Origin of the sequence: Pelomonas sp. Root1237 (assembly GCF_001425055.1) — a bacterium.
GTDB lineage: Bacteria > Pseudomonadota > Gammaproteobacteria > Burkholderiales > Burkholderiaceae_C > Pelomonas.
Map to the genome: position 1 here is coordinate 1 of NZ_LMDK01000019.1, position 12,496 is coordinate 12,496.

The following is a 12,496-nucleotide window of genomic DNA, read 5'->3' on the forward strand; positions in this document are numbered from 1 at the left end:
CTCTTCTCCGTCCAGACCATGGGCTTCTTCCGGGGCTTCTAAACCCCGAAAGCGTTACCCATGTCCTGGCACACCCGTTACCTATGTCCCCGGTCTATACAGCCCCGCAGAAGAAAGTTACCCGGCCGCCGGGACGGACCCCCGGCAATGCATCGAGCAGACGCGCTCTCCGCAAAAGCAACCCACCCCACCCTCACATCTGCCGAAACAGATGCGCACAGCTCTCCGCCACCAACAGCATCTCCGCTCCATGCTTCAACTTGATCTGCATCCTTCCCCGAAAGTCCCGGCTGACCGTGGCAATCGAGTTCACATTGACCAGCGTCGAGCGGTGGATCTGCCAGAACTGCTGCGGGTCGAGCTCGTCGATGAGCTCCTTCAGCGGCTTGCGGATCAAGGCCTCGCCGTCCTTCAGCCCCAGCCGCGTGTACTTGTTGTCGCTCTGGAAGAACATGACCTCGTCGACCGTGATGAGGCGCAGCGTCTGGCCCACCGAGGCGTTGATCCAGCGAAGCGGTGCGCGCGCGGCAGACGGTGTGGCGGCGGGGCGAGCGACAAGCTCGTCGAGCACGCCACCGAGCTGGGCCGGTGCCTGCCCCAGCCGCGCCTTCAACCGCGAGATGGCCGTGAACAGGCGCGCGCCGGCCAGCGGCTTGAGCAGGTAGTCGACGGCGCCCTGGTCGAAGGCGGCGATGGCGTACTGGTCATAGGCCGTCACGAAGACGACATGGGCACGGCCATTGACCTGGCGGGCCACGTCGATGCCGGTGGCGCCGGGCATCTCGATGTCGAGGAAAAGAATGTCGGGCTGGTGCCGGTCCAGCAGGCGCAAGGCCTCCAGGCCATCGGCAGCTTCGCCGACGATGCTGAGTTCGGGCCAGAGCTTGCCGAGCTGCTCGACGAGTTCGCCACGCAGCGCGGCTTCGTCCTCGGCAACGACGGCGGTGGGGGCAAACAGGCTCATGCAGAAAGTTCTAAGGTGAATTCGGTGCGGCCATTGCCACTCGTGCAGACAAGTTTCGCGCCAAGCACCGCCAGGCGCTCGCGCAGCGACGCGAGGTCGGCGTCATCGCTGCACAGGCCCTCCTGGTCGAAGCCCAGCGTGATGCTGCCATTGACGCTGAGCCAGCAGCGGCTTGGGTGACCCAGCCGCACCGCACGCTGGACCAGGGGCAGCAGCAGCATCGGTGGCAGCTGGGTCGCGCCGTGCGGGCCGAGTTCGCAGTCGAAGGCGGGCGGGTCGCCGTTGAGATCGCGCAGAAGGTCAAGGTAGCTGGCGATCAACTCGGCCTCGCTGCCCAGCGTGGCGCCGGCGTCGCGAAGCCGCGGCAGGGCCACGCGCAGATGGCGGATCAACCGCTCCAGCCGCGCGCTGGCGGTCGGGTCCTCGCGGCCATAGGCCTGCTCGACGGAGACGAGGGCGTCGAACAGCAAGGCCGGGTCGACCTGGGCCTGCAGGGCGGCCAGGCGCGAGGCCAGCGCGTGGCGGCGCAGCTGGCTGTGCTCACGCAGCAGGTCCTGCGCGGCCTGGTCCTGGCGGCGGCGCAGCGTGCGGAACTCCAGCACGCCGACGATCATCAGTGCCGGCATGAAGACCCACAGCGTGTCGCCGATGACGGCGTTGACGCGGAACATCGTGCACTTCATCTTGCCGTGGGTCTGGGCATAGATGTCGCACAGCGACGGCCAGGGCAGGGCGGCGGCCAGCGGGTAGATGACGGCCATGGCCAGCACGGAGCCCAGCAAGGTGGCCGCCACGAGGCGCTGGCGGCGCGCCGGGTGGATGGGGCTGCTGCGCGCGGCCGGCAGCCAGCACAGCAGCAGCACGGCGCAGCTGACCAGGGGCAGGCTGAGCTGGCGGGCCAGCACCTGGGGCAGTTGGTCGCCGACACGCAGTTCCAGCAGCGAGGTCAGGTCGATGGCGCCGAACAGCAGGGCCGCGCTGACGAAGACCAGGGCCTCGTTCAGGCTCAGGGAGCGCCAGGACTGCAGCACATGACGCAATGCATTCATACCAGAGCTTCTGCCGGCAGATGCACGCGGGCCACGACGCCGCGCGGCTGGACGGCCTCCAGAGCCAGCGTGGCCATGTCGCCAAAACGCGCCGCAAGCCGTGCGCGCGTGTTGGCCAGGCCGACGCCGGCGCCGCCGCTGGCCGTGCCGAAGCCCTGGCCGTTGTCGGCCACCTCGACGGTCAGGCCGCCTTCGGCCGCGTGTGCAGCGCGGATCTCGATGCGCCCACCCTCGGGCAGCGGCGACAGGCCGTGCTTGATGGCGTTCTCCACCAGCGTCGGCAGCACCAGCGTCGGCAGGCGGGCCGTCAACAGCTCGGGCGGCGCGCTGATGTCGAAGGACAGGCGCTCGCCCATGCGCATCTGCAGGATGGCGAGGTAGTGGCGCACCAGCTCCAGCTCTTCGGCCAGCGTGGATTCATGCCGGCGCATGCCGGGCAGGGCAGCGCGCAGGTAGGCGATCAGGGCCACCAGCATGTTGCGGCCACGCTCGGGCTGGGTCTCGTACAGGCGCTTGACGTTGGCCAACGTGTTGAACAGGAAGTGGGGCTCGATCTGGGCGTTCAGCGCCGACAGCTGAGCCTCGGTCTGCTGCGTCTTGAGCGCCTCGCGCTCGCGGAACAGCCGGGTCAGCTCGTCGCGGCCCTGGCGCTGGGCGCGGCTGACGAGCAGCAGCGCATAGGCGATACCGCCGAGCAGGGCCCACAGCAAGACGGTGGACATCACCCAGGCGGGCTTGACCTTGTTGCCGGGGTCGCCCATCGACGAGACTGCATAGCGCAGCCAGGTGCCGAGGGCCGCGCCGAAACCGACGGCGCCGGCCTGCACCGTCAGCGCGGCAGGCAGCTTCCAGTGCCGGCCGGCCAGCAGCGCTTCGGCCAGGGCCACCATCAGCAGCAGGGAGATGCCGGTCAGCAGGCATTGGCGGCTGAAACGGATCAGGTCGAAGAGGGCGTCGTCCAGGCCCCCGTCGCCCTCGCCGAACCAGGTCAGCGCGCGCGAAATGGCGTAGAACAGGCAGAAGTAGTAGACGCCCGCCAGCATGCGCAGATTGCAGACGCGGCGAAAGGCTTGCAGCGGGCTGAGGTCCTCCATTCGGGCGATTCTCGGTGGGCCATCGCCGCCCGGTGTGGGATGCGACGAACTGCCCTCAGGGGCTGCCGGCCGCGGCAATCAGCGCCTTGAGTTCCCGCTCCGATGCCGATGGATCGCCGAGGTTCACTTCGATGAGGCGGCGCAGATGGGTGATGGACTCGATGTCGATGCTGCGGCACAGCACGCCGGCATGGCTGCCCTCGACATGGGCCAGCTCGCCCGCCATCGAGATGACGATGTCTCCCGGGGCGCCGGCGCCGAGGGGGAGCTTGACGAGGCAGGGCATGCCGACCTGCGGCGGGTGACCGGCCGGCAGTTGCAGCAGAACGCCCTTGAGGGAAATATCCAGCACCTGGCAGCGCAGGTGTTCCTGGGTCGTGATCAGCTCGGCGCCCGAGGCGAAGGCGACGCGGGTGAATTGGCGGCGTTCGGTGCTGATGATGGTCTCCCTGATCGGGCGAGCCCGGGCGAATGGGTTCGGCCGATCCTAGATGAAAGGTTCCAGCGCGGCACTGCTGCTGAAGACGGTGCTGTGCTCCACCGCCTGCTGCAGCCGCTCCGGCGCCAGCGAGGCCAGGCCCATGGCTTCCAGCATGAACCAGGCGGCGCGCAGCAGGGCGACGATTTCGTCGCGGGTGCCGTCGATTTCGACCGGGGAGTCATCCCAGCCGCGCTCCTGCTGGGCCTGGCGTGGCGCGACCACGGCGGGCCGGTGCGCCCGCGCGATGCGGGCCAGCAGCTCGCGGGTGTCGACCGTTGCGCTGGGGGCATCAATGAGCCTGACCAGATCACCGAGCTGCTGCTCGGCCGCGGCGGCCAGCAGCCGGGCGGCCTGGTCGGCCCCGCCCGCCAGATAGAGGCCGGCGGCGAGGTCGGCGTATTCGAGGGCGGCGGACAGCCGCTGGAGGTCGGGGTTGGACGACATGATCGTCGAGTCTAGGTTGTGTGAAGGGGCAACGGGCGGCCAAACTTCACGCTGTTTTGTTTATGCTGGCCCCTCCAATGAGGGCCTCAAGGAGAGCTGCCGTGATCGATCGTCGCCAGCATCTGCAACACCTCGCAGCCCTGGCATCTGCTGCGGCTGTGCCTGCTTTTGCCGCGGATGACAAGGACGGCACCTATGACGAGGAGTCCGTCCTCAAGGCTGCCACCGATTTCTTCGGCCAGACGACGGAGGGCCTGGCCAAGGTCATCGAGAAAGCCTTCAAGGAGCAAGGGCGGCCCAATGCCTACATCAAGGGCGAGGAAGCCGCCGCCGCCATCACCGTGGGCCTGCGCTATGGCGACGGCGAGTTGCTGATGAAGGGCGGCGGCGCGTCCAGGGTCTACTGGGCCGGCCCGTCCATCGGCTTCGACCTGGGCGCCAATGCGTCCAAGGTCTTCACGCTGGTCTACAAGCTGCCCAAGGCCAGCGCGATCTACCAGCGCTTTCCCGGTGTGGACGGCAGCCTTTACTACATCGGCGGCGCCGGCATCAATTACCAGCGCCTGAATGGCATCACGCTGGCGCCCATCCGCCTGGGCGTGGGCCTGCGCGCCGGGGCCAGCGTCGGCTACATCCACTACCGCCGCGAGAAGAGCATCAACCCGTTCTGAGCGGCCATTCCGCGTCCGCGCCGGCAGGCGTAGACTGTATTTTTGTACAGCATTTTCCGGGGCCAACGTGAGCACCACCAACGACCTGTCCGTGCAGGACATTTCCAGCGAAGTTCTGATCGAGAAATACGCCAAGGGCGGCGAGCAGACGCCCGACGAACTGCGTGAGCGCGTCGCCCGCGCCCTCGCCCAGGCCGAGAAGCCGGCCGACCGCGCCCACTGGACGGCGGCCTTCCTCGACGCGCAAAAGCGTGGCTTCGTGCCGGCCGGCCGCATCATGTCCGCCGCCGGCACCGAGCTGTCGGCCACGCTGATCAACTGCTTCGTGCAGCCGGTGGGCGACTCCATCGCCACGCCCGAGGACGGCGTGCCCGGCATCTATACCGCGTTGACCGAAGCTGCCGAGACCATGCGCCGCGGTGGCGGCGTCGGCTACGACTTCAGCCGCATCCGCCCGATGGGTGCCTGGGTCGGCTCCACGCGCAGCCACGCCTCCGGCCCTATCAGCTACATGCGCGTGTTTGATCGATCCTGCGAGACGGTGGAGAGCGCCGGCAGCCGCCGCGGCGCGCAGATGGGTGTGCTGCGCTGCGACCACCCCGACATCGAGGCCTTCATCCACGCCAAGGACCAGGGCGACCTGCGCAACTTCAACATCTCCATCGGCGTGACCGACGCCTTCATGGAAGCCGTGCAGGCCGACGGCACGGTGGAGCTGGCGCACAAGGCCCAGCCCAGCGCCGAGCAGATCGAGGCCGGCGCCTACCAGCGCGGCGACGGCCAGTGGGTCTACCGCAAGGTGCGCGCCCGCGAGCTGTGGGACCAGGTCATGCGCTCCACCTACGACCACGCCGAGCCGGGCGTGCTCTTCCTGGACCGCATCAACGCTGACAACAACCTGCATTACTGCGAGACGATTGCGGCGACCAACCCGTGCGTGACGGGCGATACGCGGCTGGCGACCCAGCACGGCCTTGTGCCCATCGCCTGGCTGCAAGCCAATGGCGCGGCGTTGGATTGCACGGTGGACCGGCGCGCCCTTGGCGCCGAAGAACGCGGCACCGTGGTTCGCCCCGCCGTACCCGCCTTCCTGAGCGCCGGCCAGGCCGAGGTCTTCAAGGTCACGACGGCCGAAGGCTATGAGATCAAGGCAACGGCCTGGCACGAGTTCTACACAGCACGCGGCAAGCTCAAGCTGTCCGAGTTGAAGCCGGGCGACGAGCTGTGGGTGCAGTCCGGCAAGGGCCAGTTCGGTGCCCAGGGTAGCGAGGCACTTGGCACATTGCTCGGCTTGATCACCGGCGACGGCCATTTCACCAACCGCGGCAAGGGCGAGCAGGCCGCAGTCGTCAACCTGTGGAACGAAGAGCGCCAGCTTGCCGACGGCATCGCCGGCTTCGTCAACACCTTGATTGCTGGCATCGCTCAGGCACCGCGTGAGTACCACGTCAAGCCGGTCGCCATTGCCGAACGCAATCTGGTGATGATTCGCTCCATCATGCTGGCCCGCGTGCTGGACGGCTATGGCTTCAACGCGAAGACCAAGCTGGCCGTGCCCGAGGTCGTCTGGCAGGGCAGCGAGGACTGCATGCGCGGTTATCTGCGCGCGCTGTTCCAGACCGACGGCACGGTCAATGTGTCTTCGTTCAGCCAGAGCTGCTCGGTGCGGCTGTCGTCCATTCATCGGCGCCTGCTGCAGGACGTGCAGGTGCTGCTCGCCAACTTCGGCGTGTTCTCGCGCATTCACGAGCGGCGCCAAGGCGGCGCGCGCAGCCTGCCGGATGGCCACGGTGGCCGACGCGACTATCTCTGCCAGACGCTGCATGAGCTGATCGTCGATGGCGAGTCGCGCGAAGTCTTCATGCGCGAAGTCGGCTTCCTGCTACCAACCAAGCGAGAGAAGTACGAGGCCTGGGTTGAAGGCAAGGCGCTGCTGAAGACCCAGCGCTTCGCCGCGAAGATCACATCCATCGAGGCTGCCGGCATCGAGCCCGTCTACGACACGACGCAAGCCGACGGCAACACGGTCATCTTCAATGGCCTGGTGACCGGGCAATGCGCCGAACAGCCACTTCCGCCCTACGGCTGCTGCTGCCTCGGCTCCATCGACCTGACGCGCTTTGTGCGCGACCCCTTCAGCGCCAAGCCCGCGTTTGATGAAGCCGGTTTTGCCGAGGTCGTGGCCGTGGCCACGCGCATGTTGGACAACGTGCTCGACGTGACGCCGTGGCCGCTGCCCGCACAGGCGCAGGAGGCGTCCAACAAGCGCCGTGTCGGCCTGGGCTTCACGGGCCTGGGCGATGCCCTCGTCATGCTGAACCTGCGCTACGACACGCAAGAGGCGCGTGACATGGCCAGCCATATCAGCGAGCTCATGCGCGACGCGTCCTATTCGGCTTCGAGTGACATCGCCGCCGAGCGAGGCAGCTTCCCGCTGTTCAATGCCGACTTGTATCTCTCCGGCGGCAGCTTTGCGTCGCGCCTGCCGCAGGGGTTGAAGGACAAGATCCGTTCGCAAGGTCTGCGCAACTCCCACCTCTTGTCCATCGCGCCCACCGGCACCATCAGCCTGGCCTTTGCCGACAACGCGAGCAATGGCATCGAGCCGGCCTTCTCGTGGACCTACACGCGCAAGAAGCGCCTGCCGCAGACCGAGGGCGGTGGCTTCAAGGAATACGCGGTCGAGGACCATGCCTGGCGGCTGTACCGCCACCTGTTCGGCGCCGACGCGCCGCTGAGCGATGCCTTCGTCACCGCACTCGAACTGAGCGCGGCCGACCATGCCTCCATGGTCGCGGCCGTCGCCCCGTACATCGACACGTCGATCAGCAAGACGGTCAATGTGCCGGCCGACTATCCGTACGAGGACTTCCAGAACCTCTACATCCAGGCCTGGCAAACCAAGCTCAAGGGCCTGGCCACCTATCGGCCCAACAGCGTGCTGGGTTCGGTGCTGTCGGTCACGCCCGAGGTCAAGCAACCGGAGCCATTGCGAGCCGACGTCGGCGGCGCCAACCAGCGCTTGCGCGTGGAGCGCCTGCCCAATGCGGTGGTGGCCTCGCTGCGCTGGCCCAGCCGCCCCGACATGCCCGGCGGCAACCCGGCCTGGAGCTATCTGATCCAGCACCCGCACGGCGACTTCGCCCTCTTCATCGGCGAGCTGCCGCTGGAGGGGCCTGACGCCGGCCTGTTCGGCCGCAACCTGCCCTTTGAGGTCTGGGTCAACGGCGCCGAGCAACCGCGTGGCCTGTCGGCTCTGGCCAAGACCCTGTCCATGGATCTGCGCACCAACGATGCGGCCTGGCTGCGCCTCAAGCTCGATGCGCTCGCGACAGTCGCCGAGGAGCGCGCCTTCGAGATGCCCATGCCGCCCAGCGGTGAGAAGCGCCTTTTCCCCGGCGTCGTCGCCGCGACGGCGGCCGTCATCCGCTGGCGCTGCGAGCAGCTCGGCGCGTTGGCCGAAGGCGGCGCCACGCCCGTGGTGGACGCCATGTTCAGCCGCAACGAGCCGCGCACCGGCGTGTCCGGCACCCTGGCCTGGGCGGTGGACGTGGACAACCCAGCCACCAACGAGCAGTTCACACTGACGCTGAAGGAAGTGGTGCTGCCCACGCCCGAAGGCGGCAGCGTCATGCGGCCGTGCGCGATGGGCTTCTCGGGCAATTACCCCAAGGCCCTGGACGGCCTGGCGCGACTGCTGTCGCTGGACATGCGCGTGATGGACCCCGGCTGGATCGCGATGAAGCTGCGCAAGCTGCTCAATGTCGGCGAGCCGCTGGGCCACTTCATGGCGCCGGTGCCGTCACTGAACGGTGAGCGCCGCCAGCAGGTCTGGCCTTCGACCGTGGCTTATGTGGCCCGCCTCGTCATCCATCGCTACGCGATGCTCGGCATCCTCGACGAAGCCGGCCAGCCACTGAGCGACATGGGCCTGCTGCAGACGCCCGCACCCAAGCTCGCGGCGGCCGCTGGCACCCTGCAAGTCCAGGCCGGCAAGCCCTGTCCGGAATGCGGCAACGCGACCATGATCCACAAGGACGGCTGCGATTTTTGTACGGCGTGTGGCTATGTGGGGCAGTGCGGGTGAGAGTGTGCGCTGCACCAATTTGTGAAAGTACCCGCGGGCCATGAGGTTGCCGGCGAAGGCAGTCGCTGGCTCGAAGCGCCGGGAGGCCTCGCATTCTCGAGAGCGCCTCGAGGAATAGGGGCGGGCGGCCGCAAAGCCGCGTGGCCGCGGAGATGGTCTCGCCGACTTGGCCAGCCCGACGAATCGTCAAGGAATAGCGGCTTCAGGCGCCCGCGCCGGGCGCTTCGGTTTGCCAACAGGGAATCAATGGAGTTACCTCGCCTCAATTTACGAGCCCTTGCAGTCGGGCTCATCAGCATGCTCGCCTTGGACATGGTCTCGGGCTTTGCCGTCCTTGCTCTTTGGCCAGGCAGTGTTTCGACGTCGGCTGATGTCGCTGCGCTTCCCGCCCAACCCGAGTACTTGGCAGTTGTCTTTGTGCTCGGGACGTTGACGACTGCCATGGGTGGCGCAATCTGCGCCCGCCTGGCTCCAACCGTGCCGTACTGGCACGCAGCTGCGTTCGGTGTACTGAGCATTGCCACCGGCTTGCTGCTCTCCGACGCGGCGCAGTCGGCTTGGTTCACGGCGCTGGCGACCCTCGTCACCATCCCCGCGGCCATTTATGGGGCCTGGGCAGGCCTCAAGGCACGCCGGTAAACGGAAGGAGACTATCCCGGCGGCTGGATCAAGTTCACCGCCACCGGCTGCCGCCCATCCAGCACATCCGTCGTGACCTCCCGCAGCACCACGGCGCCATGCTGTTTGCGCCAGCTGTCCCAGAGATGAGCCGCGTCGGCATCGATGCTGGGCGGCCCGTTGAGCGCATAGGTGCGGCCCGTCTTGGTGGTCACTTCCTCGGTGTCGATGTGCACAAAGGCCACGGCCGACGAGACCTTGGCGCAGTGCTCGTCCTCGATGTAGCCGACGAGATGCCAGGTGGGGGCGTCGTAGCTGGGCACCTGCACCTCCCAGGCCCGCCAGCGGACCAGCACGATGCGCGGCTCCTGGGAGAAGGGCGTGGAGATCCAGAAGCCGCTCATGGGCGTGCCGGCAGTGGTGGTTGCGTGCGAGTGGTGGCCGCCGGCGCCAGTCGGCGCGTTCTACGGCGCTGTTCAATGGCGCGACGCCACAGCGGCCTCGGCGCCGCGTGCGACCGGAGCAACTCGGAGCCGAGGTTGTCGAACCAATTCGGCACGTTCAGTCGGAAGGGGGTTCTCATGCCTGAGACCTGCACTGCTCAACCTTGAGCGCCCCTCAACAATGTCCTCAGCGCCAGCGCGTGGCTGTAGGACGTTGAGCCGCTTACATACCGGCGGGCCGGCAGCGGGGTAGTCCGAACTGCCGGTGCACCTCTGGTGCGCTACCGCACCGACACGACCGCATCGCGTGGCTACCTTGCGCTGGAGCACCTCCCGGTGTGGTCTGTCGCAAAGGAATCTTCATGTCTTCACGCTCAACAGCGCTGGCCCTGTGCTTGCCCATGCTGGCGCTGCTGCTGGGCGGTTGCCAGCGCAATGAACCACCGCCCACGGTCATCGTCGCCCCCGGCCCTGCGGGCGAACCGGGGCCGCCGCCGTTGTCGTCGTGACACCCGCCGCTTCGGCGGCGTCGGCATGAATCAGGCCGAGCGCCTTCGCTCAAGGAGAACGTCATGAGCATCTCAACCATTCTTTTGATCGTGCTGATCCTGCTGCTGGTCGGCGCCTTTCCGACCTGGCCGCACAGCCGCAGTTGGGGCTATATGCCCTCGGGCGGCATCGGCTTGCTGCTGCTGATCCTCATCGTGCTCTGGCTGATGGGCCGGTTGTAGGCGCGCCTCATGCCTTCCACGCTTCAGGTCGTGTCCCTGAAGGGCGCTTGCGGCACTAACGGTTGCACCGTGATGCAGTTGTTGACGCCGGCAAGACCGGGCAGATGGCGCACGCAATTGACCGCGTCCTGGCGCTGGCAGTGCCAGCGCACTTCACCCGACAAGGTCAGCCAGCCGGCTTCAACGCTGGCCCGGACCGTCCCCGGGGGCAGAGACGGGTTCCACGTCAATGCCGCCTGCGCCATGTAGGCGAGATCGGCATCGCTGGGTGCGGGCATCGCGGGCGAACGGCGCTGTGGCTCTGCTTTCATGGGGGCCTGTGCAGCAAGGGCAGGAGGAGCTTGGACGCGTGCGCTACGACGGGTCTGTGCGGCGGCGCACACAGCGCGGCATGCCACGGGTGCGCTGCCGCACAGTCAAGCGCGCGCGGCCGCCCTAAGGTCTGGGCAGTCCTGGCCAGAAATCCTTCGTCGCCTGGACCTCAATGCCGGAGCACCCCATGAAGCAGTCGATGAAGGCCAAGAACAAGCCCGCGGAACCCGCCGGCCACCCGCCCGTGCTGGATATCAAGCCCGAGCTGCCCAAGCCGTCGGCCCACATGCCCGAGCGCCACAAGCACGCCGGCCGCAAGGGCCAGAAGGGGTCGCGATGAACGCCACCCTCCAAGCCGATCCTTCGGCTCGCGTTCGCATGCGCACCGACGGCCCGCCCGTCCCCATCTACCGCAACGAAGACCCACCAGCTTGCCGCGAGGAAAGCTTCCTGAGCATGGCCAGACGCCGTTCGCCCTGGGTGTTCCTGATCGGCCTGGGCGCGGTGCTGATGGGTGGCCTGCTCGGGCAGGCATTCGTCGCCTTGGCCTAGGGCTCCGACAAGGAAGCCACAAGGACCCGCCCCCATCAAGCGCTGAAGCGGTAGCGCAGCTTGCCCAGGCGTCCGCGCCAATAGGTCTGGCGCCCGCTGAGCAGCAGCCAGGCCACCTCGCCGGCCAGAGGCACGCGCATGCCGTCGCGGGTCGTCCACTCCTTCCAGCGCCCTTCCCAGGGGGCCATTTCAGTCATCCGGCCCACCTTGCGCCCGCGCGCCTCGGCGCGCACCGTGTCCACCAGGCCGGCATCGCCGAACTTGAAGCGCAGCGTCACCGAGACGGTGCCGTCGGCCAGCGTGGCATCGGCTTGGCGCGCGTCCACCGCCGCCCAGCTCACGCCCTGGCTGGGCAGCAGGGCCGTGGGGTACCAGGGCGCCTCGGCCAGGAAACGCATCAGCTCCCCGCGCGCCAGCTCGCCCCCGCCCTGCTGGCGAGCCATGTCGAGCGCGCCAAGCAGGGCCGCATGCAGCAGGCCCGCGCCGGCCAGATAGCTGTCCTGCACGCGCACGCTCAGGCCGGAGAACAGCCCGACACGGGCATTCCACAGAAAGCCCGGTCCGCGCGTGGCGACCTGCTGCTCGGCCGTGAAGGGCTGCCAACGGTCGCCGGCGGCCGACAGGTTGAGGAAGCCGCTCTGCGTCAACCTCACGCCGCGCACCAGTGGCTGGCCGGCGGTCAGCGCGATGCGCAGATAGCGCTGCACCGGTGCCGGCAAATGGATGAGTTCCGCGGGGTCGAAATGGGTGACGCCCGCCGGGCCTGGCTCGGCATTGAGCTTGGCGATCAGCGCGCTGGACCGTGAGCGCCAGCGGCGCTGGCGACGCGCTCCCAGCAGCAGCGTGATCGCGAGGGCCAGGGCGGCGAGAAGGACAAAAGCGGCGAGCAGCCAGTCCATGCGGTGTTTGCCGGTTTGTCGGGTGAAGGGGCGCAAGGCTCGCCGAGCCTGGGCCAACGGTCTGTGCGCTGCCGAACACTGGAGCGCTCGCGCGTCAGTGCTTCAGCGCCGGCTGGGTCCGCCACCGTACAGACGGGTTGCCCGACACGGC

Annotated in this window: 15 protein-coding genes; 7 read left to right on the forward strand and 8 right to left on the reverse strand. The window is 67.8% G+C overall.

The annotated features are described in order from the left end of the window. Positions 1-193: 193 nt before the first annotated feature. Genes ASC91_RS22920 through ASC91_RS22940 form a run of 5 tightly spaced genes read right to left on the reverse strand, consistent with a single transcriptional unit; the run spans position 194 to position 4,032 of the window. On the reverse strand, positions 194-964 hold the full coding sequence (locus ASC91_RS22920; RefSeq protein ID WP_056202566.1) for a LytTR family DNA-binding domain-containing protein: 771 nt from the start codon (positions 962-964) through the stop codon (positions 194-196). Further along, positions 961-2,013: a sensor histidine kinase gene (locus ASC91_RS22925; protein ID WP_157281992.1), complete on the reverse strand. Its 1,053-nt coding sequence runs from the start codon at positions 2,011-2,013 to the stop codon at positions 961-963. The genes ASC91_RS22920 and ASC91_RS22925 overlap by 4 nt, the downstream gene beginning before the upstream one ends. After that, positions 2,010-3,107: a sensor histidine kinase gene (locus ASC91_RS22930; protein WP_056202570.1), complete on the reverse strand. Its 1,098-nt coding sequence runs from the start codon at positions 3,105-3,107 to the stop codon at positions 2,010-2,012. The genes ASC91_RS22925 and ASC91_RS22930 overlap by 4 nt, the downstream gene beginning before the upstream one ends. Before the next feature lie 55 nt (positions 3,108-3,162). Next, complete coding sequence (locus ASC91_RS22935; RefSeq protein WP_327082894.1) at positions 3,163-3,561, reverse strand: PilZ domain-containing protein; 399 nt, start codon at positions 3,559-3,561, stop codon at positions 3,163-3,165. Positions 3,562-3,594: 33 nt separating this feature from the next. Next, positions 3,595-4,032 carry a hypothetical protein gene (locus ASC91_RS22940; protein ID WP_056202576.1) on the reverse strand — a complete coding sequence of 146 codons (438 nt, stop codon included), beginning with the start codon at positions 4,030-4,032 and terminating at the stop codon, positions 3,595-3,597. A 101-nt stretch (positions 4,033-4,133) separates the two neighbouring features. Here ASC91_RS22940 and ASC91_RS22945 point away from each other — a divergent pair, with 101 nt between their 5' ends. The 3 genes from ASC91_RS22945 (at position 4,134) to ASC91_RS22955 (ending at position 9,429) form a co-directional block, all read left to right on the forward strand. Continuing rightward, entirely contained in the window at positions 4,134-4,703 is a 570-nt protein-coding gene (locus tag ASC91_RS22945; protein ID WP_235532072.1) for a DUF1134 domain-containing protein, read from the forward strand. A 67-nt stretch (positions 4,704-4,770) separates the two neighbouring features. Then, on the forward strand, positions 4,771-8,790 hold the full coding sequence (locus ASC91_RS22950) for an LAGLIDADG family homing endonuclease (protein WP_056202581.1): 4,020 nt from the start codon (positions 4,771-4,773) through the stop codon (positions 8,788-8,790). Between the two features lie 297 nt (positions 8,791-9,087). Next, the gene (locus tag ASC91_RS22955; RefSeq protein ID WP_056202584.1) at positions 9,088-9,429 is read left to right on the forward strand and encodes a hypothetical protein; all 342 of its coding nucleotides are present in this window, start codon (positions 9,088-9,090) and stop codon (positions 9,427-9,429) included. 11 nt (positions 9,430-9,440) lie between these two features. On the opposite strand, the gene ASC91_RS22960 is transcribed toward ASC91_RS22955, so the two are convergent. Then, positions 9,441-9,812 carry a hypothetical protein gene (locus ASC91_RS22960; protein ID WP_056202586.1) on the reverse strand — a complete coding sequence of 124 codons (372 nt, stop codon included), beginning with the start codon at positions 9,810-9,812 and terminating at the stop codon, positions 9,441-9,443. A 401-nt stretch (positions 9,813-10,213) separates the two neighbouring features. Here ASC91_RS22960 and ASC91_RS29680 point away from each other — a divergent pair, with 401 nt between their 5' ends. Both ASC91_RS29680 and ASC91_RS29035 read left to right on the forward strand, forming a co-directional pair. Then, a complete protein-coding gene (locus ASC91_RS29680; protein ID WP_157281995.1) occupies positions 10,214-10,360 on the forward strand; it encodes a hypothetical protein in 147 nt (48 codons plus the stop codon). A 63-nt stretch (positions 10,361-10,423) separates the two neighbouring features. Next, a complete protein-coding gene (locus tag ASC91_RS29035; RefSeq protein ID WP_082532942.1) occupies positions 10,424-10,582 on the forward strand; it encodes a DUF3309 family protein in 159 nt (52 codons plus the stop codon). A gap of 23 nt (positions 10,583-10,605) precedes the next feature. Here ASC91_RS29035 and ASC91_RS22965 read toward each other — a convergent pair whose 3' ends face one another. Beyond that, on the reverse strand, positions 10,606-10,893 hold the full coding sequence (locus ASC91_RS22965; RefSeq protein WP_082532943.1) for a BON domain-containing protein: 288 nt from the start codon (positions 10,891-10,893) through the stop codon (positions 10,606-10,608). 188 nt (positions 10,894-11,081) lie between these two features. Between ASC91_RS22965 and ASC91_RS29685 the strand changes: the two genes are divergently transcribed. Continuing rightward, positions 11,082-11,234 (forward strand): hypothetical protein, encoded by a 153-nt coding sequence (locus ASC91_RS29685; protein ID WP_157281998.1) that lies wholly within the window; start codon positions 11,082-11,084, stop codon positions 11,232-11,234. Beyond that, entirely contained in the window at positions 11,231-11,446 is a 216-nt protein-coding gene (locus tag ASC91_RS29690) for a hypothetical protein (RefSeq protein WP_157282001.1), read from the forward strand. Before ASC91_RS29685 ends, ASC91_RS29690 begins: the two co-directional genes overlap by 4 nt. Before the next feature lie 35 nt (positions 11,447-11,481). On the opposite strand, the gene ASC91_RS22970 is transcribed toward ASC91_RS29690, so the two are convergent. After that, a complete protein-coding gene (locus ASC91_RS22970; protein ID WP_056202590.1) occupies positions 11,482-12,345 on the reverse strand; it encodes a DUF6920 family protein in 864 nt (287 codons plus the stop codon). Between the last annotated feature and the right edge of the window lie 151 nt (positions 12,346-12,496).

What these genes read in the sequence shown, in the direction of transcription:
- ASC91_RS22960 (WP_056202586.1), bottom strand. Translation starts at nt 9,812, where the DNA reads ATGAGCGGCTTCTGGATCTCCACGCCCTTCTCCCAGGAGCCGCGCATC.
- ASC91_RS29685 (WP_157281998.1), top strand. Translation starts at nt 11,082, where the DNA reads ATGAAGCAGTCGATGAAGGCCAAGAACAAGCCCGCGGAACCCGCCGGC.
- ASC91_RS22970 (WP_056202590.1), bottom strand. Translation starts at nt 12,345, where the DNA reads ATGGACTGGCTGCTCGCCGCTTTTGTCCTTCTCGCCGCCCTGGCCCTC.
- ASC91_RS29690 (WP_157282001.1), top strand. Translation starts at nt 11,231, where the DNA reads ATGAACGCCACCCTCCAAGCCGATCCTTCGGCTCGCGTTCGCATGCGC.
- ASC91_RS22930 (WP_056202570.1), bottom strand. Translation starts at nt 3,107, where the DNA reads ATGGAGGACCTCAGCCCGCTGCAAGCCTTTCGCCGCGTCTGCAATCTG.
- ASC91_RS22955 (WP_056202584.1), top strand. Translation starts at nt 9,088, where the DNA reads ATGCTCGCCTTGGACATGGTCTCGGGCTTTGCCGTCCTTGCTCTTTGG.
- ASC91_RS22920 (WP_056202566.1), bottom strand. Translation starts at nt 964, where the DNA reads ATGAGCCTGTTTGCCCCCACCGCCGTCGTTGCCGAGGACGAAGCCGCG.
- ASC91_RS22925 (WP_157281992.1), bottom strand. Translation starts at nt 2,013, where the DNA reads ATGAATGCATTGCGTCATGTGCTGCAGTCCTGGCGCTCCCTGAGCCTG.
- ASC91_RS22965 (WP_082532943.1), bottom strand. Translation starts at nt 10,893, where the DNA reads ATGAAAGCAGAGCCACAGCGCCGTTCGCCCGCGATGCCCGCACCCAGC.
- ASC91_RS29035 (WP_082532942.1), top strand. Translation starts at nt 10,424, where the DNA reads ATGAGCATCTCAACCATTCTTTTGATCGTGCTGATCCTGCTGCTGGTC.
- ASC91_RS29680 (WP_157281995.1), top strand. Translation starts at nt 10,214, where the DNA reads ATGTCTTCACGCTCAACAGCGCTGGCCCTGTGCTTGCCCATGCTGGCG.
- ASC91_RS22940 (WP_056202576.1), bottom strand. Translation starts at nt 4,032, where the DNA reads ATGTCGTCCAACCCCGACCTCCAGCGGCTGTCCGCCGCCCTCGAATAC.